The sequence below is a fragment of the Chitinophaga sedimenti genome (genome assembly GCF_023156195.1).
GTDB classification, from domain to species: Bacteria; Bacteroidota; Bacteroidia; order Chitinophagales; family Chitinophagaceae; genus Chitinophaga; species Chitinophaga sedimenti.
This window is the reverse complement of record NZ_JAKUKA010000001.1, coordinates 3,378,986-3,400,857: the sequence shown is the minus strand read 5'-3', so window position 1 is coordinate 3,400,857 and position 21,872 is coordinate 3,378,986. Positions and strand designations below refer to the sequence as shown.

26 protein-coding genes, 2 tRNA genes and 6 pseudogenes are annotated in these 21,872 nt (G+C 50.1%); 21 read left to right on the top strand and 13 right to left on the bottom strand.

Annotated features, from left to right (window positions below; genetic code table 11):
• The first annotated feature begins 61 nt into the window (after nucleotides 1-61).
• The 7 genes and pseudogenes from MKQ70_RS19345 to MKQ70_RS19315 all read left to right on the top strand — a co-directional run bounded on the left by MKQ70_RS19345 (nucleotide 62) and on the right by MKQ70_RS19315 (nucleotide 3,840).
• The gene (locus MKQ70_RS19345; RefSeq protein WP_248073557.1) at nucleotides 62-310 is read left to right on the top strand and encodes an HYC_CC_PP family protein; all 249 of its coding nucleotides are present in this window, start codon (nucleotides 62-64) and stop codon (nucleotides 308-310) included.
• The gene (locus tag MKQ70_RS43825) at nucleotides 310-459 is read left to right on the top strand and encodes an HYC_CC_PP family protein (RefSeq protein ID WP_504909764.1); all 150 of its coding nucleotides are present in this window, start codon (nucleotides 310-312) and stop codon (nucleotides 457-459) included. The genes MKQ70_RS19345 and MKQ70_RS43825 overlap by 1 nt, the downstream gene beginning before the upstream one ends.
• Nucleotides 460-550: 91 nt before the next feature.
• Complete coding sequence (locus tag MKQ70_RS19340; protein ID WP_248073556.1) at nucleotides 551-1,090, top strand: heavy-metal-associated domain-containing protein; 540 nt, start codon at nucleotides 551-553, stop codon at nucleotides 1,088-1,090.
• Between the two features lie 9 nt (nucleotides 1,091-1,099).
• A complete protein-coding gene (locus tag MKQ70_RS19335) occupies nucleotides 1,100-1,960 on the top strand; it encodes a hypothetical protein (protein WP_248073554.1) in 861 nt (286 codons plus the stop codon).
• Nucleotides 1,961-2,190: 230 nt separating this feature from the next.
• A pseudogene (locus tag MKQ70_RS42425) lies at nucleotides 2,191-2,969 on the top strand (L,D-transpeptidase scaffold domain-containing protein).
• Nucleotides 2,963-3,388 (top strand): L,D-transpeptidase family protein, encoded by a 426-nt coding sequence (locus tag MKQ70_RS19320; RefSeq protein WP_248073550.1) that lies wholly within the window; start codon nucleotides 2,963-2,965, stop codon nucleotides 3,386-3,388. The pseudogene MKQ70_RS42425 and the gene MKQ70_RS19320 overlap by 7 nt, the downstream one beginning before the upstream one ends.
• Before the next feature lie 74 nt (nucleotides 3,389-3,462).
• The gene (locus tag MKQ70_RS19315) at nucleotides 3,463-3,840 is read left to right on the top strand and encodes a L,D-transpeptidase family protein (protein ID WP_248073548.1); all 378 of its coding nucleotides are present in this window, start codon (nucleotides 3,463-3,465) and stop codon (nucleotides 3,838-3,840) included.
• Here MKQ70_RS19315 and MKQ70_RS19310 read toward each other — a convergent pair.
• Nucleotides 3,775-4,827, bottom strand: coding sequence for a hypothetical protein (locus MKQ70_RS19310; RefSeq protein ID WP_248073545.1), 1,053 nt, complete (start codon nucleotides 4,825-4,827; stop codon nucleotides 3,775-3,777). The genes MKQ70_RS19315 and MKQ70_RS19310 overlap by 66 nt on opposite strands.
• A gap of 130 nt (nucleotides 4,828-4,957) precedes the next feature.
• Between MKQ70_RS19310 and MKQ70_RS19305 the strand changes: the two genes are divergently transcribed.
• The 6 genes and pseudogenes from MKQ70_RS19305 to MKQ70_RS42415 all read left to right on the top strand — a co-directional run.
• A complete protein-coding gene (locus MKQ70_RS19305; protein WP_248073542.1) occupies nucleotides 4,958-5,437 on the top strand; it encodes a metal-dependent transcriptional regulator in 480 nt (159 codons plus the stop codon).
• Entirely contained in the window at nucleotides 5,425-5,616 is a 192-nt protein-coding gene (locus MKQ70_RS19300; protein WP_248073539.1) for a FeoA family protein, read from the top strand. Before MKQ70_RS19305 ends, MKQ70_RS19300 begins: the two co-directional genes overlap by 13 nt.
• Nucleotides 5,617-5,654: 38 nt before the next feature.
• Nucleotides 5,655-6,916, top strand: a pseudogene (locus MKQ70_RS42420) (Nramp family divalent metal transporter).
• 11 nt (nucleotides 6,917-6,927) lie between these two features.
• The gene (locus tag MKQ70_RS19285) at nucleotides 6,928-7,224 is read left to right on the top strand and encodes a hypothetical protein (protein WP_248073534.1); all 297 of its coding nucleotides are present in this window, start codon (nucleotides 6,928-6,930) and stop codon (nucleotides 7,222-7,224) included.
• Nucleotides 7,146-7,529 (top strand): universal stress protein, encoded by a 384-nt coding sequence (locus MKQ70_RS19280; protein WP_248073532.1) that lies wholly within the window; start codon nucleotides 7,146-7,148, stop codon nucleotides 7,527-7,529. The genes MKQ70_RS19285 and MKQ70_RS19280 overlap by 79 nt, the downstream gene beginning before the upstream one ends.
• 6 nt (nucleotides 7,530-7,535) lie before the next feature.
• Nucleotides 7,536-7,880 (top strand): annotated as a pseudogene (locus tag MKQ70_RS42415) (thioesterase family protein); the annotation flags it as partial.
• A gap of 46 nt (nucleotides 7,881-7,926) precedes the next feature.
• Here MKQ70_RS42415 and MKQ70_RS19275 read toward each other — a convergent pair.
• The 6 genes and pseudogenes from MKQ70_RS19275 to MKQ70_RS43820 all read right to left on the bottom strand — a co-directional run bounded on the left by MKQ70_RS19275 (nucleotide 7,927) and on the right by MKQ70_RS43820 (nucleotide 11,905).
• Nucleotides 7,927-8,676 carry a LytR/AlgR family response regulator transcription factor gene (locus tag MKQ70_RS19275; protein ID WP_248073530.1) on the bottom strand — a complete coding sequence of 250 codons (750 nt, stop codon included), beginning with the start codon at nucleotides 8,674-8,676 and terminating at the stop codon, nucleotides 7,927-7,929.
• Nucleotides 8,673-9,716, bottom strand: coding sequence for a sensor histidine kinase (locus tag MKQ70_RS19270; RefSeq protein WP_248073528.1), 1,044 nt, complete (start codon nucleotides 9,714-9,716; stop codon nucleotides 8,673-8,675). Before MKQ70_RS19270 ends, MKQ70_RS19275 begins: the two co-directional genes overlap by 4 nt.
• A 17-nt stretch (nucleotides 9,717-9,733) precedes the next feature.
• Entirely contained in the window at nucleotides 9,734-10,087 is a 354-nt protein-coding gene (locus MKQ70_RS19265) for a DUF4288 domain-containing protein (protein WP_248073524.1), read from the bottom strand.
• Nucleotides 10,088-10,136: 49 nt separating this feature from the next.
• Nucleotides 10,137-10,424 (bottom strand): LiaF domain-containing protein, encoded by a 288-nt coding sequence (locus MKQ70_RS19260; RefSeq protein ID WP_248073521.1) that lies wholly within the window; start codon nucleotides 10,422-10,424, stop codon nucleotides 10,137-10,139.
• Nucleotides 10,331-10,837, bottom strand: a complete 507-nt coding sequence (locus tag MKQ70_RS42410; RefSeq protein WP_372489997.1) for a LiaF transmembrane domain-containing protein — start codon at nucleotides 10,835-10,837, stop codon at nucleotides 10,331-10,333. The genes MKQ70_RS19260 and MKQ70_RS42410 overlap by 94 nt, the downstream gene beginning before the upstream one ends.
• 490 nt (nucleotides 10,838-11,327) lie before the next feature.
• Nucleotides 11,328-11,905 (bottom strand): annotated as a pseudogene (locus MKQ70_RS43820) (SGNH/GDSL hydrolase family protein).
• A 149-nt stretch (nucleotides 11,906-12,054) separates the two neighbouring features.
• Here MKQ70_RS43820 and icd point away from each other — a divergent pair.
• The 3 genes and pseudogenes from icd (at nucleotide 12,055) to MKQ70_RS43295 (ending at nucleotide 14,681) form a co-directional block, all read left to right on the top strand.
• Nucleotides 12,055-13,319, top strand: a pseudogene (gene icd / locus MKQ70_RS19240) (NADP-dependent isocitrate dehydrogenase).
• 151 nt (nucleotides 13,320-13,470) lie between these two features.
• Nucleotides 13,471-14,523: an NADP-dependent isocitrate dehydrogenase gene (locus MKQ70_RS19235; RefSeq protein ID WP_248073509.1), complete on the top strand. Its 1,053-nt coding sequence runs from the start codon at nucleotides 13,471-13,473 to the stop codon at nucleotides 14,521-14,523.
• Complete coding sequence (locus tag MKQ70_RS43295; RefSeq protein WP_248081886.1) at nucleotides 14,472-14,681, top strand: isocitrate/isopropylmalate dehydrogenase family protein; 210 nt, start codon at nucleotides 14,472-14,474, stop codon at nucleotides 14,679-14,681. The genes MKQ70_RS19235 and MKQ70_RS43295 overlap by 52 nt, the downstream gene beginning before the upstream one ends.
• Before the next feature lie 81 nt (nucleotides 14,682-14,762).
• Here the strand turns inward: MKQ70_RS43295 and MKQ70_RS19225 are convergent, their stop codons facing one another.
• From MKQ70_RS19225 to MKQ70_RS19220, 3 genes are all read right to left on the bottom strand, one after another.
• Nucleotides 14,763-15,110, bottom strand: a complete 348-nt coding sequence (locus tag MKQ70_RS19225; protein WP_504909763.1) for a leucyl/phenylalanyl-tRNA--protein transferase — start codon at nucleotides 15,108-15,110, stop codon at nucleotides 14,763-14,765.
• Nucleotides 15,110-15,283 (bottom strand): hypothetical protein, encoded by a 174-nt coding sequence (locus MKQ70_RS43815; RefSeq protein WP_504909761.1) that lies wholly within the window; start codon nucleotides 15,281-15,283, stop codon nucleotides 15,110-15,112. Before MKQ70_RS43815 ends, MKQ70_RS19225 begins: the two co-directional genes overlap by 1 nt.
• A 108-nt stretch (nucleotides 15,284-15,391) precedes the next feature.
• The gene (locus MKQ70_RS19220; RefSeq protein WP_248073507.1) at nucleotides 15,392-15,700 is read right to left on the bottom strand and encodes an ATP-dependent Clp protease adaptor ClpS; all 309 of its coding nucleotides are present in this window, start codon (nucleotides 15,698-15,700) and stop codon (nucleotides 15,392-15,394) included.
• Between the two features lie 154 nt (nucleotides 15,701-15,854).
• On the opposite strand from MKQ70_RS19220, the gene MKQ70_RS19215 reads away from it, so the two are divergent.
• Nucleotides 15,855-17,987 (top strand): cation:proton antiporter, encoded by a 2,133-nt coding sequence (locus MKQ70_RS19215; protein WP_248073506.1) that lies wholly within the window; start codon nucleotides 15,855-15,857, stop codon nucleotides 17,985-17,987.
• Between the two features lie 111 nt (nucleotides 17,988-18,098).
• Here MKQ70_RS19215 and MKQ70_RS19210 read toward each other — a convergent pair whose 3' ends face one another.
• Nucleotides 18,099-18,506 carry a MauE/DoxX family redox-associated membrane protein gene (locus MKQ70_RS19210; protein ID WP_248073503.1) on the bottom strand — a complete coding sequence of 136 codons (408 nt, stop codon included), beginning with the start codon at nucleotides 18,504-18,506 and terminating at the stop codon, nucleotides 18,099-18,101.
• On the opposite strand from MKQ70_RS19210, the pseudogene MKQ70_RS42405 reads away from it, so the two are divergent.
• From MKQ70_RS42405 to MKQ70_RS38925, 4 genes and pseudogenes are all read left to right on the top strand, one after another.
• A pseudogene (locus MKQ70_RS42405) lies at nucleotides 18,485-19,071 on the top strand (aconitate B); the annotation flags it as partial. The gene MKQ70_RS19210 and the pseudogene MKQ70_RS42405 sit on opposite strands and share 22 nt — an antisense overlap.
• On the top strand, nucleotides 19,057-20,115 hold the full coding sequence (locus MKQ70_RS19200) for a 3-isopropylmalate dehydratase large subunit (protein WP_282457459.1): 1,059 nt from the start codon (nucleotides 19,057-19,059) through the stop codon (nucleotides 20,113-20,115). The pseudogene MKQ70_RS42405 and the gene MKQ70_RS19200, both read left to right, overlap by 15 nt.
• Nucleotides 20,112-21,005: an aconitase family protein gene (locus MKQ70_RS38930; RefSeq protein WP_282456608.1), complete on the top strand. Its 894-nt coding sequence runs from the start codon at nucleotides 20,112-20,114 to the stop codon at nucleotides 21,003-21,005. Before MKQ70_RS19200 ends, MKQ70_RS38930 begins: the two co-directional genes overlap by 4 nt.
• Entirely contained in the window at nucleotides 20,981-21,442 is a 462-nt protein-coding gene (locus MKQ70_RS38925; protein WP_308199083.1) for an aconitase family protein, read from the top strand. Before MKQ70_RS38930 ends, MKQ70_RS38925 begins: the two co-directional genes overlap by 25 nt.
• A gap of 208 nt (nucleotides 21,443-21,650) precedes the next feature.
• Here MKQ70_RS38925 and MKQ70_RS19190 read toward each other — a convergent pair.
• Both MKQ70_RS19190 and MKQ70_RS19185 read right to left on the bottom strand, forming a co-directional pair.
• Nucleotides 21,651-21,725 (bottom strand) — tRNA-Val (locus MKQ70_RS19190).
• Nucleotides 21,726-21,772: 47 nt separating this feature from the next.
• A tRNA-Val gene (locus MKQ70_RS19185) sits at nucleotides 21,773-21,847 on the bottom strand.
• Nucleotides 21,848-21,872 lie beyond the last annotated feature (25 nt).

Genomic DNA, 21,872 nt, shown 5'->3' with positions numbered 1-21,872 from the left:
AAAAGGCGGGTTCATCCGGCTGCGGGTCGCATTTGTGCGAAAATGCCTACATTTGTAACAGATGAAGAAATTGCTCACCATATTTATTGCCGTTTTGTACGTGGCCATTACCAGTGGCTTCACGGTGAACGTGCATTATTGCATGGGCGAGATCGCATCAGTAAAATTCCATAACGCCGACGATGATGCCTGCAACAAATGCGGCAAACCCGGCGCGAAGGGTGGCGGTGACTGCTGTAAAGATGTGCATAAGTTCCTGAAAGTGGATCAGTCGCACCAGGCCGCCAAAATCTTCTTCACCCGGAGGTGATGCCGCTCGACCTGGCCCTGCCGGTCGCGGTGCTTCAAATACCAGCCATCCCGGGCAGCCATGCCGCGCAGTTTAACTACCAGCTGCATGCGCCGCCAGACCTTCCCACGGCCCCTCTTTTTATACGTAACTGCGTATTCCTGATCTGATTTTAAGGCAACACCTGTAATGCGTTGACGGCTTCGGCTGCGCGCAATCGTATCAACCTGCTTGTATTAAAAATCATCAAAAAGATCAGTCATGAAAAGATTCATCGCGCTTATTGCATTTATCGCCATCGCTTTTGGCGCCCAGGCCCAATATAAAAAAGCAGTCGTACAGGCATCCGGCCTTACCTGCGCCATGTGTTCCCGCGCTACTTTGAAGTCGCTGGAAACCCTGCCTTTCGTAGATAAAATCGACACCGACCTGAATACCACTTCCTTTATCCTCAGTTTTAAACCCAATGCGGCTGTGGATCTCGACGCCATCGGCAAAAAGGTGGAAGATGCGGGCTTCTTTGTGGCGAAACTGACGGTGACGGCCGATTTCGATAAAGTGAAAGTGAGCAACGACGCGCATGTGCCGTTTGCCGGCCAGACCCTCCACTTTGTAAACGTAAAAGACCAGGTGTTACAGGGCGAAAAAGATATTACGGTGATAGACAAGGCTTTCGTATCGGCGTCCGTTTATAAGAAATACAGCAGCCAGGTGAAAATGCCCTGCTACAAAACCGGCACTATGGCCGATTGCTGCAAATCCGGCGCAGCTTCCAAACGCGTGATCCATGTAACTATTTAATCGGCTTACATGAAGAAAGTTTTAATCGCGCTGTTTACCTGTGCGGCCTTTCCGGCACAGGCCCAGGAGTTGTACGTATCCTCCGAACCCGCCAGCAATATGCCTGCAAGGTCGGTGGGCCTGCGTATGACCAATAAGTTCTTCAAAATGGAGCATGATGGTCGTACCGCTTTCCGTTTTGAGCCGGAGGTAATGTTTGGGATTAATCGCCGGTTTATGGTGCACGTAACAGGCTATATGGCCAATGCCATGCAGCCGGGCACGCGCTTCGAAGGGGGCTCCATATACGCCAAGTACCGTTTCCTGTCGCAGGACGAACCGCATGCGCATTTCCGCATGGCGGCCTATGTAAAGGGCTCGATTATCGATAACCCCTTTACCCCGGCGCCGGACGGTGAACATAATGAGCTGAATTACGCCAATAACGAAGCAGACCTGGAAGGCAACAACTCGGGTATTTCCGGTGGTATTATCGCCACAAAACTGGTGCACAAGATGGCAGTTTCGGGTACGTTGGCATACAATCGTTTTACGAATAACATCAAAAACGATTTAACAGCTAACTTCTCCCGTAATATGCTGAATTACAGCCTGTCGTTCGGATACCTGACGTTACCGGTAACGTATAAAAGTTACGAACAAACGAACCTGAACCTGTACGTGGAGTTGCTCGGTAAGGCAAACGTGGACAATGGCGTGAAGGGGAATTACGTGGACATCGCACCTGCCATCCAGTTCATTTTCAATAGCACCACACGGCTGGATCTCTCGTACCGGTGGGAGTTAGCGGGCAATATGGTGCGCAACATGCCCAGTAGTTTTACCGTTAGAATAGAGCATAATATATTTAATGCTTTTAAACACAAATAAAAATGGCTAAAGTGATGATGAGCGTGCTGAAATTTATCGGTTCGCTGTTCGTGAAAAAGAACTGTTGTAAGTAAGTATTATAAGCAATACTCCTTAAAGGCCAACAATGCGCCGGTGTAAACTTACGCCGGCGCATTTTAGTTGTATTAACGTAAAATAACATATACGCAACAGCATGGTATTTGCAAATATGCTACTTTAGCAGCCCAACTATACAGCTGTTAACTGAAATGGAAAAAATCATCAGACACTTACCCCTGCTTTTGGTCCTGTTGATAACTGCCTGCGGAGGTAAAAAGACCCCGCCCAGGGAAAAACAGATCGTAGTGAACGAAAGGGAGCTGGGAGAAGTCATAAGGGAAAACATCACCGAACGGCTGGACTATATTGCCGGGAATGACGGACAGATGGAAGACAGCGTACCGGTACGAAGTGTAGCGGCCCTGCAAATGACGTACAGCCGCACCGGCAACGCACCCCAATGGTCAAAAAGCGGCGCCGCGAGCAGTAACATGGATTCATTGATTGCTTTACTCCGCAAGGCCGACGAGTATGGCCTGCTCCCGAACGTTATCATGCAAGAACACTACTGGAAGGTTACGAGCAACTGAAATCCGGCAAAGAAGCCCGCAAAGACGCGGCGCTATGGGCCCGTATGGACGTGATGCTTTCCGACGCTTTTCTTAAACTGGCCGGCGATCTGCATTTCGGTGTAGCGCCGCGTGACAGTGTTACGTTTCGCACCGACTCCACTTTTTCGGATACGGTGCTGGTGGACCTGTTAAGCATCGCACTGGCCGAAAAACGCGTACTCACCGTATTGCATGGCCCGGAACCTAAACACGCCGGTTATGTAGCACTGAAAGAAGCGTTACTTAGCTTCAAAGCACAGTACAGCAGCCGCACCTGGGATACCCTGCCGCAAACGTACACAGATACCGCCGGCTTCCGTACCCAACTCATAAACCGGCTGGTGCAGTCCGGGCACTGGACACGACCGGGGTGGTAGTAGATACGAACCTGGTCAAAACTGCGGTAAAAGCATTCCAGAAAGAGTTTAATATCTACCCGGACGGCGTGGCCGGCAAGCGTACGGTGCAGGCGTTGAACCGCAGCATGGCGGACTGGGAAGTACAGGCGGCCGTAAATCTCGACCGCTGGCGTAAACTGCCCGATACCATGACGCGCCGCTATATCTGGGTAAACATTCCCGGCTACCGGATGGACGTTGTGGAGAACGATACATTGCAGTTTTCGTCGCGCGTAATTGTTGGTACGCCGCGTACCCGTACGCCGATCCTGAACAGCACGATGACCAACTTTGTGTTGTATCCTTACTGGCGCGTGCCGTATAGTATTGTGTTTAAGGAGATGTTGCCCGCCATCAAAAAAGATGTGGGTTACCTGGCCGCTAAAAACCGGAGGTAGTAGATAAAGACAACCAGGTCGTAAATCCGGATTCCATCAACTGGAGCAAATACGGCAAGGGGAATTTCCCTTATGTGCTGCGCCAGATGGACGGCCTGGATAACTCGCTCGGCATTATGAAATTTAACTTTGCCAACAAGTACAGTGTATACCTGCACGATACCAATAACCGCCGCCTGTTCAACAATGCCTTTCGCTCCCTGAGCCACGGCTGCGTACGCGTACAGCAATGGGATAGCCTGGCGCATTACCTGGTGCGTAACGAACCGAAGTCGTACGACAGCCTAAGGACCTGGCTGAACCGCGGTGATAAGAAAGTGGTATCGCTGGGGACGCGGATGCCGATTTACATCCGCTATTTTACCGCGGAAGGTGTAGAGGGCAAGCTACAGTTTTACGATGATATTTATGGGGAGGATAAGGTGATGAGAAAGTATCTTGGATATAAGTAAAAAGAAGGCTGTCCGTTCCGTTCGGGCAGCCTTCTTTTTTGCTGCTTTCTTTTTCTTTACTTCTTTCTTCTTGACAAAACTTCCATCAAACATACACTTAATGCCCCGGTAAGCCCCGCAACCTGTTTCACTGATCGTTACTTTACCCGTACTGAACTTGAATTCCGGGATGCATTCGCTGTTCTTGTCGCGGTACTGCGCGGTATTAGCGCCCGTGATACGTGCCGTGCCGTCCAGTTCGCCGTGGCAGGCGCCTTTATCTTTCGATAAAGAGATAAAGAATAAAAACTCTTTACCCGCCTCGCCGTCGCGGACAGATACAATATTGTTTTCTCCTGCGAGGTAGTCGCCGGAAAATTTATGTTTGTGCGGGAAGGTATCGATCGGGTTGTAGAGTCCATTGGACACTGGTTCGCTGGAATTGGTCATGATCAGTGCAATGCTGCCATCGGCATAAGCGCCGTAAGTGTCTTCGCGCAGGGCGGTATAACTGGCGCTGCGCTTCTCGGATGTACTGACCTTAATATTGAAGCGGCTGTCGATGGTCGACGTAATTTCCTTCGCGCTACCCGGTTTGGTTTCGCCGGCCAGGAGGCGGTTCAGGAACTGGCCTTTCGGCGTGTACAAACAGATGTAAGCCTGTGTGGTGGATTTGCCAGCGGCTTTCACCAGCACGTAATGCAGGTCAGAAGATTTGAAATAAGCCAGTGGAACGATGCGCGGTTTTTCTTTCTGGAAAGCTGCGCTCAATAAGGTATCCGGCAGGAACTGGGCGGCTACCTTAGGCTTAAATGCCGCAGAGTCGCCGGTTTTCGATTTCAACAGCCCGGGCGATATTTTATAGGGTAATGCCGCCTTGGGAAACAATTCGCTAAACTCCGTAAAGGTCAACGGACGGTCTTCATCTGCGGGATTTTTCTTCTTATCCTTACAGGCGGACATAAAAAAGCCCGCCAATACCACTAACAGGATGCTGATTCTGCTCATAATGTGCTCTAATTGGCCCGAAAAGTAACATTATTCTTTTTCATTCTTACTTCTTCCCGTAAAAATACCGGCTGATGTTGGATTACTCTCTAAAAATATTTAGATTTACCTAAATTTTATTTTAGATAGTATGAACTTGACGATTGCGGAAGAGAATTATGTCAAATCGATCTTTAAACTGCAGGAGGGGCAGGAGTCCGTTTCGACCAACGCGATCGCGTACGAACTGGATACTAAACCCGCCTCGGTGACGGATATGGCGAAGAAACTAAAAGAGAAGAAACTGATCGATTATGAAAAATACCACGGCATCACATTAACCGCCGATGGTCGTAAGATCGCTTTGCAGATCATTCGCCGCCACCGGTTATGGGAGTGTTTCCTGGTGGATAAACTGGCTTTCAGCTGGGAAGAGGTACATGAACTGGCGGAGGAGCTGGAGCATGTTCGCAGTGAAAAACTGACCAGCCGCCTGAGCGATTTCCTCGGCAATCCTACTACCGATCCCCATGGTGATCCGATCCCGGACGCGCAGGGTAAAATGAATAAAGTACGGCCGCATCATCCCCGGACAAAGCCACCGCCAAACGCCTGGAAGTGGCGGCAGTAAATGATCAGAGCACTGCGCTGCTGGAATTCCTGAACGCCAAGGGCATCAAACTTGGCACGCAGATAGAAGTGATAGAGCGGTACGAATTCGATAACTCCGTAGAAATCAAAATAAAAAACCAGCCTGCTTTTACGATCAGTGAGCAGGTGTCTAAAAATATACTGGTAAGGCCGCTGTAGCGCATGGCTGAATATACCCGGTTAAACGAAAGATCATTATGAGCAGGATACAGAACACGGCCTCTTTGAGTGAAGTGCACCAGAGTGTGGATACGACCAGGTCCCGACCCGGATGGCGAAGGATACTGGCGTTTTTCGGGCCGGCATACCTCGTGAGCGTAGGTTACATGGACCCCGGCAACTGGGCCACTGATCTCGCCGGCGGTAGCAGATATGGATATGCACTTATTTGGGTATTGTTGATGAGTAACCTCATGGCCTTGCTGCTGCAAAGTCTCAGCGCGCGCCTCGGTATTGTCCGCAACCGCGACCTCGCACAGGCCAACCGTGAAACGTATCCGCCCATTGTTAATTTTCTGTTGTACATCCTTGCCGAAATCGCCATTGCAGCTACCGATCTGGCCGAAGTACTGGGTATGGCCATTGGCCTGCAGCTGCTTACCGGCATTCCATTAATGTGGGGAGTGGGTTTAACGGTACTGGATACCTTCCTGCTGCTCGTGCTGCAACGCTACGGCATCCGCAAAATGGAAGCATTCATCATTGCACTGGTAGCTATTGTAGGTACGTCTTTCCTGGTGGAACTAATTATATCGAAGCCACAGATGAGTGAAGTGGCGAAAGGTTTTATACCCACCTTGCCGGATGAAACTGCGCTGTATATTGCTATCGGTATCATCGGCGCTACCGTGATGCCGCATAACTGTACCTGCACTCCGCACTCGTACAAACAAGAAAGATCAAAAAAGATGAAGCCGGTATCCGCCATGCTTTAAAGATGAACTTCGCGGACAGCGCCATCGCTTTAAATATGGCCTTTTTCGTGAATGCTGCGATATTGATCCTGGCTGCTACCGTGTTTCACAAAGGCGGACATACAGAGGTGGCCGACATTAGCCAGGCGCACCAGATGCTGGAAGGGCTGCTGGGCAGCAAACTCGCGCCCATCCTGTTCGCGGTGGCCCTGATCGCGGCGGGACAAAGTTCCACCGTTACCGGTACCCTGGCGGGCCAGATAGTGATGGAAGGATATTTAAGATTGCGCATCAATCCGTGGTTACGCCGCCTGCTCACCCGGCTGCTGGCAATCGTACCGGCATTGGTGGTCATCATCATATATGGGGAAAGCAAAATAGGAGAGCTGCTCGTATTCAGCCAGGTACTACTCAGCCTGCAACTCGGTTTCGCGGTAATCCCGTTGATCCATTTTGTAAGTGATAAAAAAACGATGGGTACGTTTGCTATCGGTACCGGACCAAGATCGCCGCCTGGATCATTACAGCTATCCTGGTATACCTGAACATAAGGTTGGTGTTGGATGAGGTGATCGGATTAGTTACGAATTCAGGCAGCTGGTGGGTGCCGGCGCTGGTAATGACGCTGTGTGCGGGTTTCCTGACACTGCTCGTGATCTCCATCATTTACCCGCTGCTTGGTTACCGTAACCGCGAGGCTACTGTAAACATGCATACGCCAAAACTCACGCTGGGCAACCTCGACCGGCCGATGTACAAAAAATCGCGCTGGCATTGGACTTCAGCAGCAGGGATGAAAAAGTACTGGCCAATGCGCTGGCGCAGGGCAATCCGGAAACAGAATATGTATTGATTCACATCGTGGAAAGTCCGTCGGCTAGCTACTTCGGCAACCAGTCGGATGACCACGAAACACAGCAGGACCAGGAGCAGATGGATATGTATATCTCCCTGCTGAAAGATAAAAATATTAAAGCACAGGGCATACTTGGCTATCGCCATCGTGCGAAATCCATTGTAAAAATAGTGCGCGAGCAGCAGGCCGATTTGCTGATTCTCGGCGGTCATGGCCACAAGGGGCTGAAGGACTGGCTGTATGGCGAAACCGTGAATTACGTGCGGCATTATGTAAGCATTCCTGTACTGGTCGTTCAATAAACATTTATGAAGCAATTGTTTCAACCCGGCGACGTCCGGCAGTTTACGCGGCAGGTGCGGCAGGAAGACTGTGCAACATTTGACAGCGGGCAGGTACACCCGGTGTACGCCACGTTTGCGCTGGCCCGCGATGCGGAATGGTGCTGCCGTTTGTTTGTGCTGGAAATGAAAGAAGCCGATGAAGAGGGGATCGGCACAAAGCTGACGGTTGCTCATCACGCGCCGGCATTGATGGGCAGTACGGTGGAATTTACCGCTACCATCGCGGCTGTTCATCAGCATGAAATAATTTGTACTTACGAAGCCTGGTGTAATGGCCGCCTCGTAGCCAGCGGGGAGCAGGGGCAGAAGATATTGAAAAAGAAAAGCTGGAGCGTTTGTTCTCCAGCCTTTGATATTATAAACCCAGTACCTCTTTCAGTTTCGGGTATCCTGTTTTACTTACCTGTATTTTACTTCCCGATCGCAGGATCGCGAGATACGTTTCCTTCTCGTAGGGCTCCAGCCGGGAGATCTGCCCAATGTTTAACATGTAGCTGCGGTGCACGCGGATGAAATGCTGCGGGTCGAGCGTTTTCTCAAAAAACGCCATGGTTTTGTTTTTCAGGAAGGACCCTTCCTGGGTAACGATTTTTACATAATCATCCGCGGCCTCCGTGTAATGAATATCGGCCATGGGAATGATTTTTATCTTGCCATTGATCTTTACCACCACACGGTTGTGCTGTGCCGGCATTTCGCGCGAAGCGGCTTCCAGTACGTCCTGCACCGGTGCAACAGCAGGCGTGTTGTTCTCCAGTTTTTCGCAGAGCTTCTGCATGGCCTTATCGAAACGTTCGCGTGAAAATGGCTTCAGCAGGTAATCGGCGGCGCTTACTTCAAACGCGCGTAAAGCATATTCTTCAAAAGCGGTGGTGAAGATAACGGCCGGCATTTTTTCCACCAGCTCCAGCATTTCGAAGCCATTGATCTTCGGCATTTGTATGTCGAGGAAAATAAGTTCGGGCTGATGTTGCTGGATGGCTTTTAATCCTTCGAAACCATCGTTGCATTCCTGTGCAACACTTACCTGCGGCCAGTTGCGGAGATACTCCAGCACCAGTTCGCGGGCCAGCGGTTCATCGTCTATGATTACGGCTTTAATCATTGTGGTTGCGGTACTTTTATAAGCGTCGTGAAAAGCGTGTTGTCAGTTTGTGTGTCCAGTAAGTCGCTCCGGCCAAACAGCAGGAACAGTCGCCGCCGGATCGAAGACAGGCCGAAGCCGGTGCCTTTGGTCGAATGCTGCAATTCCGGGTCGAACGGATTTTCCACGCTGATGAACAGGGTGTTGTCGGCTGTCCATGCCTTAATGCGGATGGTGATATCGCCGATCGTATCGTATAGTCCGAACTTGATGGCATTTTCTACCACCGGTTGCAACAGGAGTGGCGGCAGCTGGGCGTTCAGGCTTTCTTCACTGCAATTAATCTCCGTGCTCAGGCGGTGGCGGAACCTTACTTTTTCTATATCAAGATACCATTGCAGGTATTGTATTTCTTCTTTTAAACTGGTGGAAGCCTGGTCTTCTTTTTTGAGCGTGCCCCTGAGAAAATCGGATAACTTCTGCACCATTTGCCGCGCCTCTTCCGGCCGCAGACTGATGAGGGCGTTGATGGAATTAAGGCTGTTGAACAGGAAGTGTGGTTGCAACTGGTGCCGCAGCTTAAACAGTTCGGCCTCGGTTGCGAGTTTTTCCGCTGTTTCTTTACGCTCGATCGTTTCCTGTTGCGCTTTTATTTCATACCAAAAGAAACTTAACAGGCTAATGGCGGACAGGAAGATCCATGCAACCAGGAAACGTACGGGCAGTGAGGCTTTCAGCCAATCGAGATACAGCGGTTGATCTTTGAATAACAGGCCGCAGATGTAATACCCGAAGTACAAACAGGCGGCGGCGAGTGTAGCATTAACGGCAAGGATGAACAGGTAGCGGCCGCTCGTGGGCCGGTAATAGGCCAGGTTGTGCACGATGAGCAGGGCGTCGAGGGCCAGCAGCGACACACTCAGCCATCCGTCGACCAGGGCGGGCAGCCAGCCGAATCCGAACCAGTAGTAGATCAGTGCGGTGAGGGCAAGTACCCCGGCGGTCCAGGAGATTACGAACGTAAGGCGAAAAGTGGGTTGCGTTGATAATGGTTTTGCCATCTACGGGAGAAAATTTCCTACAAGTTAAGCTCAAAAACCTTTTGTGACTGCAACTGCGATGCTTTCATCTGCAAAAGCGCCACGTAAGACGACTCATTTTCGGGTTCTTCCACGCGGGAATAGATTTCCATCCCATCCTTCAGATCTTCCAGGGCATACAATTCGGGCACATTAATGAAGCGCCATTCCACCAGTTCCTTTTTCTGGTTCAGGAAAGAATATTGCTCCTGTTGCCCGATGGAAGCCGCTTTCTGCCAGGCTTCCTGTTTGGTGCCCGCGCTGATGAGGCGCAATTGCTCGTCGAACTGCGGTTGATGTACACCTTGTCCGCAGATGATCTGGTAAACGATTTTCGCAACGAACCAATTCATAACTATACTTTTTAATAATTTGTCACAATAAGCGCAGCCTGCGCTGCTGTTAGTTCTTCACACTCACGCCGCCAAAGGTGCAGGAGCCTTTGATGATCAGGATCTTGTCAGGGTTGATGGTCACCGGCTGTATGCGGGCATCGTCCACACCACCAAAAATCGCGTTCACGTTGATGCGCACTTCCCAATGGGGCGGCACTGTAATCTCCGAGCCGCCGAACAGGCATTGTACGTCCAGGATGGCTACACCGTTAAAGTCGGCCTGCGAAAGGTTGATTTCCGAGCCCCCGAAGGTGTCTGAAATGTAACCTCCCCGGAAGTTTTTAGAGAATACCACTTTTTGCTACCACCGAACAGCGAGGTGTTCGCAATGTAGTCCTCTGCGTTCTCACCCGGCTGCAGGATGATTTCACGGCGTCTTCTTTCAGTAGACTGTACTACCAGGAAAATGCCGGCACATATAAAGACAAGCGGCCAGATAAAACGTGACATGTTTACGCCCCAGTTAAAAATATCGTCGATCAGGAAAATACCACCGATACATATTAGGATAATCCAGCCTGCTCCTGTAAAGTTCCTTTTGGCGCCCGTGATAAGACCGATGGCGATCAGGATTGTTTCCCATGAAAAGATCCAATGAGGAATGTGCAGGTCCAGCTTTTTCATGAGCAGAAATACACCGACTACCAGCAGGATAAGGCCACCCCATAAACTGCTCTTTCTTTCTTGATGACGATTATAGTTGTTCATATATTTTAATTGTGACTCAAAAATATTTCAGAAACTGCGGGCAGGCAATGCGGTTTAGGCGGGCCGTGGCGGATGGGCGGTGAAATGGGGAAAATTGCCGGTGAAAAGGGAACGGGTAAACGTTGTGCCGGTGAAATATCGGGTTAACATTGGATAAACATGCAGATAACTATAGGGTAACTAGGGGATAACAGGCCAATATAACACCAGGGTAGACGGTGTTAAGGTGGACTTGAGGCGGAGTTAAGGCGGACTTGACCCGGACTTGATCGGGTTTTGCCTTGACAATCAATTGGTTGAAATGTAGAACATAATAGAACTATATTGATTATCAATAAGTTAATTGTCGTTTTTAGCGTTTAAAGCCTACTTTTTTAGGTCGATGATGATACTATCTAAACAGGAGTGCCGTTTTTCGGGATCTCAATTAACGCAGTCTCTTTACCACGGACGCTAAACTAAAAGACCGGCTGGTCAGCCGGTCCCTTTCTTATCTTTTTACCAGTGGAGCAATTGCCGCGGCCCAGCGGGCATAATCCTTTCCCGAAGGGTGCAGTCCGTCGCTGGCAACCAGCGCCGGGTCCGTAGCGGCTTCGCGGGTAAAGTGCGTAATATCTATCCACTGGGCTTTATGAGCCAGGGCAATCTCTTTATTGGCAGCATTAAACGCATCTATTTCCCTGGCGATCTGCGACCTGTCGCGGTTAGCGGCGAATGCCGTTACGCCCCAATCGGGGATGGATACCACGATCACGTGAGACGGCTCGTTGCCGGCAAAACCAATAGACTGTTCGAGCAGGGCGGTGAACTGGGTACGGTATTCTTCGAGGGGCGGCCGCGGTACTGGTTGTTAACGCCGATCAGCAGGGTCACGAGGTCGTATGTACCGGTGATTTGCGCTGCTTCGATGCCTGCGGTCAGTTCGTCGGTGGTCCAGCCGGTAACGGCTACGATCTTTGGTTCACCGGTTTGCAGGAGGGAGGCCAGCCTGGCCGGGAAGCGTTCTTCGGCGGGTACGGCTTCTCCGATGGTATAGCTATCGCCCAGGGCGAGGTAGGTAAAATCCACTTTTTTAATGGTTTAAAAGTTGCTAAAATCAAAGCCGAAATTAACATGAAATGGGCCATATTTACCAAATTTTTATGTCCGGGGCCGCGCATAATGCCTTACCTTTGCGCTGCTGATTAATATTCGTAACGCATCAATAAACTGATTTTATGCCGGCAGAAAAAATAACGATGAGCAATGGACAGATCCAGGTCCCGAACCACCCTATCATTCCTTTTATTGAAGGTGATGGTATTGGTCCCGATATCTGGCGCGCAAGTGTACGTGTGTTCGACACTGCCATTGAAAAGGCCTATGGACAGGGTCGTAAGATCGAATGGAAAGAAGTGTTGGCAGGTGAAAAGAGCTTCCGGCAAACCGGTGAGTGGCTGCCGGCAGATACCCTTCGCGACCTGAAGGAGTACCGGTATCGATTAAAGGTCCCCTCAGCACCCCTGTTGGCGGCGGTATCCGCTCCCTGAACGTGGCTATGCGCCAGGAACTGGACCTGTACGCCTGTGTACGCCCGGTTCGTTGGTTCAACAAAGTGCCTTCTCCCGTTAAACATCCTGAGAAAGTGGATATGGTGATTTTCCGCGAAAACACGGAAGACATCTATGCCGGTATCGAATATATGTATGGTACGCCCGAAGCAGACAAACTGCTGAAATTCCTGACGGAAGAACTGGGTGTAAAGAAAATCCGTTTCCCGGAAACTTCTTCCTTCGGTATTAAACCGGTGAGCCGCCAGGGTACCGAAAGGCTGGTGCGCGCTGCGATCCAGTACGCCGTAGACCATAACAAACCTTCTGTAAGCATTGTACACAAAGGCAACATAATGAAATTCACCGAAGGTGGTTTCAAAAACTGGGCTTATGAACTGGCCGTTCGTGAGTTTGGTGACAAAGTGTACACCTGGGAAAAGTGGGAAGCAACCAAGAAAGAAAAAGGAGAAGACGAGGCCAACAAAGAGATGAAAATCGAACTGGCCCATAAGAAAATCCTCATCAACGATGTGATCGCGGACAACTTCCTCCAGCAGATATTACTGGCGCCGCAGGATTATTCTGTGATCGCTACCCTGAACCTCAATGGCGACTACATATCCGATGCACTGGCAGCGGCTGTGGGCGGTATCGGTATTGCACCGGGCGCCAACATCAACTATGCTACCGGTCATGCGGTATTCGAAGCCACACACGGTACTGCACCGCGTTTCGCCAATACAGATACCATGAACCCCTCTTCCGTGATCCTCTCCGGCGTAATGATGCTGGAATACATGGGCTGGAAAGAAGCGGCGGATATCATCGTGCACGGCCTCAGCACTGCTATCATGCGCAAACGTGTAACCATCGACTTCTACAAGCTGATGGACGATGCCACGCTCGTGAAATGCAGCGAGTTCGCCGACGAGATTATCAAACATATGTAAAATGTGAAGATTAACCGGTTAAGCAATTAATTGGTTATGAAGGATAAGTAGAAAGTTTGTACTTTAGCCAATTCGGGAACATGGTTCGCATGCCTGCGCACTATGTTCCCGTTACTTATATCACCTTTATAAAAACCTGAAACTGTAAACAATGTCTCAAAAAATCAAAGTTGCAAATCCGGTGGTAGAGCTGGATGGAGACGAGATGACACGCATCATCTGGAAGTTTATCAAAGACAAACTGATCCTGCCTTATCTGGAACTCGATATTAAATACTATGATCTGGGTGTGGAATACCGCGACCAGACGAACGACCAGGTGACTGTGGATGCGGCTAACGCCATCAGACAGTACGGTGTAGGCATCAAATGCGCCACCATCACGCCTGACGAAGCACGTGTAGAAGAATTTAAACTGAAACAAATGTGGAAGAGCCCCAACGGCACTATCCGCAATATCCTGGACGGTACCGTGTTCCGCGAGCCTATCGTGATGACCAACGTACCGCGCCTCGTTCCCAACTGGACTGCTCCCATCTGTATTGGCCGCCACGCATTTGGCGACCAGTACCGTGCGACTGACTTCGTGGTAAAAGGTAAAGGTAAACTCACTATCAAATTTGAAGGTGAAGACGGTACCGTTATTGAACATGAAGTGTACCAGTTTAAAGGCGACGGCGTTGCACTGGCGATGTACAATACTGACGAATCTATTAAAGGCTTTGCCCGTGCTTGTTTCAACCAGGCGCTGATCAAAAAATGGCCTTTGTACCTGAGCACCAAAAACACCATCCTGAAAAAATATGATGGGCGTTTCAAAGATATCTTCGAAGAGATCTACCAGCAAGAGTTTAAAGCCGAGTTCGACAAGAATGGCCTGGTGTATGAACACCGCCTGATCGATGACATGGTGGCTTCTGCCCTGAAATGGAACGGTAACTTCGTATGGGCTTGTAAAAACTACGATGGCGACGTACAGTCCGACACCGTAGCGCAAGGTTTTGGCTCCCTGGGCCTGATGACTTCCACCCTGGTTACGCCGGATGGCAAAACCATGGAAGCAGAAGCGGCTCACGGTACCGTTACCCGCCACTACCGCGACCACCAGGCCGGTAAACCGACATCTACCAACCCGATCGCTTCCATCTTCGCATGGACCCGTGGTCTGGAATTCCGCGGCCGCCGGACAACAACCAGGAGCTGATCAACTTCTGCCAGACACTGGAGCAGGTTTGTATCGAAACCGTTGAAAGCGGCAAGATGACGAAAGACCGGCTGTTTGTATCCACGGTAACAAAGTGGAACATGGCAAGCACTTCCTGTACACGGAAGAATTCCTGGAAGAGCTGGACAAAGCACTGAAAGCGAAACTACAGTAATTTGCGATATAATTAGTGGGAGAAGCCCTGCCGTTAAGGTGGGGCTTTTTCTATAGATATTTCTTCAGGATTCCCATAAACGCCTCCCTATCCATAAACCTCGCCCCCAATGATTCCGGTGCTCGGTATGCACCTGGCAGTCTATCAGCACAACACCTTCGGTTTCGAGTTGGCGAACGAACGTAATGAACGCCGCCTTGGATGCATTGCTCACCTTCGCGAACATCGACTCGCCAAAGAAGCAGCGGCCCATGCGAATGCCGTACAGTCCGCCAACGAGCTGCCCGTCCTGCCAGCATTCCGCAGATACGGCGTGACCCAGTTCATGCAGCTTTTCATAGGCTTTCTGCATCTGGCGGGTAATCCACGTGCCATCCTGGCCGGGACGCGTGATGCGCCCACAGTTGCTGATTACGCCACGGAAGTCTTTGTTGATGGTGATCTCGAAGAGGCCTTTTTCAGCACCTGCTTCATACTGGCAGATACTTTTAATTCAGAAGGATGCAGTACAAAACGTGGGTTGGGGCTCCACCAGAGGATCGGCGGTTCGCTGTACCAGGGGAAAATGCCGGAACGGTAGGCCAGCAGCAGTCTTTCCGGACTCAGGTCGCCGCCATAGGCCAGCAGGCCATCGGGTTCGGCCAGGTGTACCGGGGGAAAAGAAGGGCTTTGTCAAGCTGAAAAACCGGCATCTCAGGAAGGAACGGTTTCTTCGAGGGTGGCGGTGATACCTCTGTCCAACAGGGCTTCGCACATGGGGCTCAGTTCTCTGTAACTGCCCGACTTTACGGCGTATTTGCCGTTGTGGTGAATGATGATGGCGCATTGTTCGGCCTGTTCTTCAGAATGGCCGCATACTTCTATCAAAGACTTGATGACCCAGTCAAAGGAATTTACTTCATCGTTCCACACGACAAGGCTGTATGGGAATTCTTCATCCTCCGCGACCATTACATCTTCCCATTCTCTCACTTTTCCACCTGTTTGTGTTTGATGATCCATTGCTTACCGGTATTTTACACAAAATTAAACATAATTCGGAGGGTTTAAGGGGGAGGTGTGAAATTTTTGTGTCATTCCGGGCGAAGGAAATTTTGTAAGTTGCGAAATACAGTCGACAGAAATATATCGAGTTATGACGGGAAGTGTACTACTTATGAATTTTCAATTACCGCTGAAGGACCCTATTCCAATATTTTCACTGGTACTATTTATCATCCTGCTGGCGCCGATCATCCTGCGTAAGTTCCGGATTCCCAGCATCATCGGGCTGATACTGGCCGGTATGGCCATTGGCGATCACGGGTTTCACATCATCGAAAAAGGTAGTATCGATTTATTCGGAAAGGCCGGTTTGCTGTACATCATGTTCCTGGCGGGACTGGAGCTGGATATGACGGAGTTCAGGAAAAACAGGCATCGCAGCCTGGTCTTTGGCGCATTCACGTTTTTTCTCCCGCTGATCCTGGGATACTTGGTGTGCACTTACTTCCTGCACTTCAATTTCATGGCGTCGCTGCTGGTATCCAGTATGTTCGCTACCCATACGCTGGTGGCGTATCCGCTGGCGAGCCGGTTAGGCATTACTAAAAACGAAGCGGTGACCGTGGCCGTAGGTGCGATCATTACCGATACGGCAGTACTGCTCATCCTCGCGGTGATCACGGGGGCACAGCAGGGTAACCTGAATACCGCTTTCTGGATCAGGTTAAGCGTGTCTGTAGTTGTGTTTGCAGCAATTATCCTGTGGGTGTTTCCTATGATAGGGCGTTGGTTTTTTAAGAAGATAAAAGATGATAAAACATCTCACTTCATATTCGTACTGGCGCTGGTATTCCTCGGCGCGTTCCTGGCCGAACTGGCCGGGGTGGAGGGCATTATTGGTGCCTTCCTCGCGGGGCTGGCATTGAACCAGCTGATCCCGCATACGTCGTCGCTGATGAACCGCGTGGAGTTCGTAGGTAACGCTTTATTCATTCCTTTCTTTTTGATTTCCGTGGGCATGATCGTAGACCTGCGCGTATTGTTGAAAGGTCCGGATGCATTGATCATCGCGGGGGTACTTACCACGATAGCGCTCTTCAGCAAATGGCTGGCCGCCTTTTTTACACAGTTGTCTTTTAAGTATACGCCGGCGCAGCGCAATGTGATTTTCGGGTTAAGCAGTTCGCACGCGGCTGCTACCATCGCGGTAATCCTGATTGGTTATAACATGGGTATTATCGATGAGCATGTGTTGAATGGTACGGTGATACTCATTCTCGTTACCTGCATGGTTGGCTCTTTCGTTACCCAGAACGCCGGCCGCAAACTCGCCCTCGTGGAAGCGGAGAAAATGCCTGAAATGCCTGCGGGTCCGGAGCGCACACTCATCCCGGTAGCCAACTTCGACAAACTGGAGCCGCTGCTCGATTTCTCCATGTTGATGCGGAGCCCGGGACAGCCAAGTCCCATCCATCCTTTAGTGGTGGTGAAGGATGACGAAGAAGCCAAAGAAAAGATCTTCCTCAGTAATAAATTGATGGAAAAAGCGCTGGTGAGCGCCGCAGCTACGGAAGCGAACATTAAACTGGTGGCGCGTGTAGACCTGAACGTTCCGGACGGCATATCGCGCAGCGTAAAAGAAATCGGTATCAGCGATGTGGTCATGGCCTGGAGCGATAAAAACACGACCACCGACCGCCTGTTCGGCACGCTGTTCGGCACCACGATGGAGAACGTGCTGCAGGTCGTTTGGGAAACCACGTATATCTGCCGCTTTTTGTATCCTTTAAACACTTCGCGCAGGCTGATACTTATGCTGCCACAAAACGCCGAATATGAGCTAGGATTTGCACATTACATGCAAAAGATGATGTTGCTCTCCCGGCAGGTGGGTGCACGTTTGCAGGTGTACTGCTCCAATAGTACAAAAGATGCCGTACACGAGCTGATGCAGCGCAACAAATCTTCCATGGAAATTGCTTTTCACGCTTTTGAACAGATGGAGGATTTCCTTGTACTGGCCCGTAGTATATCCCGCGACGATTTGCTGGTAGTCGTGTCTGCGCGAAAGGGCACGCTGTCTTACAGCGCCTACATGGAAAACCTGCCTGCGAAGCTGGAGAAACACTTCAAAAACAGTAACCTGTTACTGATCTATCCGGAACAAACGGAACTGGAAATCAACGAGCCGGGCGTGCAGGCGCAGGATCTCACGCTAACGCCTATACAGGAACAATTGACCAACCTGAACAGGATAGGAAAGGTGGTGAAAAGGATTTTCCGGAATCCGCCACAGGAGCAATAAGTGACTGGCCAAAAAGTAAAATGAAGCTTTGAGAATCGCATAAACGATAACAGGTGTCCATCAGGTACCCGAATAAATTAGGGCTGACCATTAATTTTGGTCAGCCCCGTTTTAATAACTTGTTGGTTTCTTTCGCGTATCTACCGCAATAGCATTATAATCGAGGTTGAACAGCAGCAGCGCAATATAAAGCGCATATACCATCTGCGATCCCGCCGCTCCCCAGTCTTCTTTTAAACCGGTGCCGAGTAACAGCGCCATCATCAGCAACGCGCAGGCGGTCAGCGATTGTTTGGTGAACAATCCTATAATCAGGAACAAGCCTATCGCAAATTCAATAAAAGGAAGTACCGTGGCAAATGGCGCCACAAGCGCACCAGGCATCATAGTACCTTCAAATCCTTTGACCATACCGGTGCGGAATGCCTCCAGTTTTGGGAGTCTGACCAATCCATGTACTAAGAAATTGATACCGAGTGTGATGCGGGCCAGGGCGAATGCGAGGTAGCGATGGTTCATGTTGCAGGGTGTGTGTAAGTCCACCCGGCAGCAAATATGCTGCCATTTCCGTGGAAAGTAGGGTAAAACGCGGCCGTTTCCTATGTGATATTAAGCACATTGCTTATATTTGCAGATTAGAAAAAAGGAACAAATCGTATATGGAGCTTTATAATGAATATCTGAAGGAAATCGAAGAGAGAAGGGGCCAGGAACTGCATCCCAAACCTATAGATGGGGCCGAGCTGTTAAGTGAGATCATCGTACAAATTAGAGATACTGACAATGTACACAGAAAAGACGCACTTAATTTCTTTATTTATAATGTGTTGCCGGGAACTACCAGTGCTGCCGGCGTAAAAGCAGCCTTTTTAAGGAAATCATCCTCGGTACGGCTACAGTACCCGAAATTACACCTGCTTTTGCTTTTGAGCTGTTATCGCATATGAAGGGCGGACCTTCCATTGCGGTATTGCTGGACCTCGCGCTGGGTGAAGACGCAGCCATCGCGCAGGAAGCTGCAAAAGTGCTGAAAACACAGGTTTTCCTATATGATGCCGATACCGACCGCCTGAAAGAGGCGTTCAAAAACGAAAATCCAATAGCTAAAGATATTCTGGAGAGCTACGCACGGGCCGAGTTTTTCACGAAACTGCCCGACGTACCCGAAGAAATCCAGGTCGTAACTTTTATTGCCGGCGAAGGCGATATTTCAACTGACCTGCTCTCCCCGGGCAACCAGGCACACTCGCGCTCCGACCGTGAGCTGCATGGTAAATGCATGATCACTCCCCAGGCACAGGCCGAAATCAGGGCGTTGCAAGCGCAACATCCCGATAAGAGCGTAATGCTGATTGCTGAGAAAGGCACCATGGGTGTAGGTTCATCCAGGATGTCCGGTGTAAACAACGTGGCGCTGTGGACGGGCAAACAAGCCAGCCCTTATGTGCCGTTCGTGAACATTGCACCCATCGTAGGCGGTACCAATGGCATTTCTCCCATCTTCCTCACGACCGTAGACGTTACCGGTGGTATTGGCATCGATCTGAAGAACTGGGTAAAGAAGACAGATGAAAACGGCAAGATCGTTCGCAATGAAAATGGCGAACCGGTCCTCGAGGAAGTGTATTCTGTTGCTACCGGTACAGTGCTGACCATCAACACAAAAACAAAGAAACTTTATAACGGCGACCGTGAGCTGATCGATATTTCGAAAGCACTGACGCCGCAGAAAATGGAATTCATCAAAGCCGGTGGCTCCTACGCGATCGTGTTTGGTAAAAAGATCCAGACCATTGCAGCCAAAATACTCGGCGTTGACAGTCTTCCGGTATTTGCTCCTTCTAAAGAAATTTCTGTTGAAGGGCAGGGCCTGACTGCAGTAGAAAAAATCTTTAACAGGAACGCCGTAGGCATCACGCCCGGCAAAATATTGCACGCAGGTTCGGATGTTCGTGTAGAAGTGAACATCGTAGGCTCGCAGGATACTACCGGTCTGATGACCGCGCAGGAACTGGAGTCAATGGCGGCTACCGTAATTTCCCCATCGTTGATGGCGCATACCAGTCTGGTTGCCACACGGCTTCGGTATGGGATAAGAAGGCACAGGCGAACATTCCGAAACTCATGAAGTTCATGAACGACTTCGGACTGATCACCGCGCGTGACCCGAAAGCCAGCTATCATTCCATGACGGACGTAATTCACAAGGTGCTGAATGATATTACGGTGGACGAGTGGGCAATCATCATCGGCGGTGACTCTCATACCAGGATGTCAAAGGGTGTTGCCTTTGGCGCTGACTCAGGTACCGTTGCGCTGGCACTGGCTACCGGTGAGGCATCGATGCCCATCCCGGAATCAGTGAAAGTAACCTTTAAGGGAGAAATGAAGGAGCACATGGACTTCCGCGACGTGGTGCACGCTACACAGGCGCAGATGTTGCAGAAGTTTGGCGGTGAGAACGTATTCCAGGGCCGTATCATTGAAGTGCATATCGGAACGCTTCCTGCTGACCAGGCCTTCACCTTTACCGACTGGACTGCCGAAATGAAAGCAAAAGCATCTATCTGTATTTCAGAAGATGATACGCTGATCCAGTCGCTGGAAATTGCGAAAGGCAGGATCCAGATCATGATCGATAAAGGCATGGATAACGCCCGCCAGGTATTGCAGGGATTGATCAACAGGGCCGACAAGCGCATCGCGGAAATTAAATCCGGTGAAAAACCGGCGTTGACACCCGATGAAAATGCTAAATACTATGCCGAGGTAGTGATCGACCTGGATGCGATCGTTGAGCCGATGATCGCTGACCCCGATGTGAATAACGAAGACGTTTCCAAACGCTATACACACGATACCATCCGTGAGCTTTCTTATTACGGTGGCGGTAAAAAAGTGGACCTTGGTTTTGTTGGATCGTGCATGGTGCACAAAGGCGATCTGAAGATCGTATCCCAGATGCTGAAAACCTGGAAGAACAACAGGGTAAAGTGGAGTTCCGCGCACCGCTCGTAGTGGCAGCGCCAACTTACAATATCATTGATGAACTACAGGCAGAAGGCGATTGGGAAATCCTGCAGAAGTATTCCGGTTTCGAGTTCAACGACTATGCGCCCAAAGCCGCAGCACGTACCGAATACCAGAACATGATGTACCTCGAGCGCCCGGGTTGTAACCTGTGTATGGGCAACCAGGAAAAAGCAGCGAAAGGCGATACGGTAATGGCCACTTCCACCCGTCTTTTCCAGGGTAGGGTAGTAGAAGACTCCGAGCGTAAAAAAGGGGAATCGCTGCTGGCTTCTACACCGGTAGTAGTACTGTCTGCGATCCTTGGCAGAATCCCTAACATGGATGAATACAAGGCGGCAGTAGTAGGTATCGATCTGACTAAATTTGCGCCTCCGCTGAAGAACTTAACTTCGGCTGTGCGTACCGACGCCGTTTCTTACTAGTATTTAATTAGTCTAAATAAAAAATCCCGGTTGTCATTGGCAACCGGGATTTTTTATTCAGCTATAGCTGTTTTTAGCCTTATGGAGACAGTATGCTATGCGTGTTGAGCTCATCTGTCAGCTGCTTATACTTAGAGCTTGCAGGCACCTTTAACGGAAGTGCTATAAACAAAAAAAAGGAAGTACATGATGTACTTCCTTTTCGTTGTGGGAGTTGACGGGTTCGAACCGCCGACCCTCTGCTTGTAAGGCAGATGCTCTGAACCAGCTGAGCTAAACTCCCTAACCAATTTTCTATTTTCTAAGAACAAAACCCGAATCGGATTTTTGTGGGAGTTGACGGGTTCGAACCGCCGACCCTCTGCTTGTAAGGCAGATGCTCTGAACCAGCTGAGCTAAACTCCCAAAATTTCTTTTCCCTTTTTTGTTT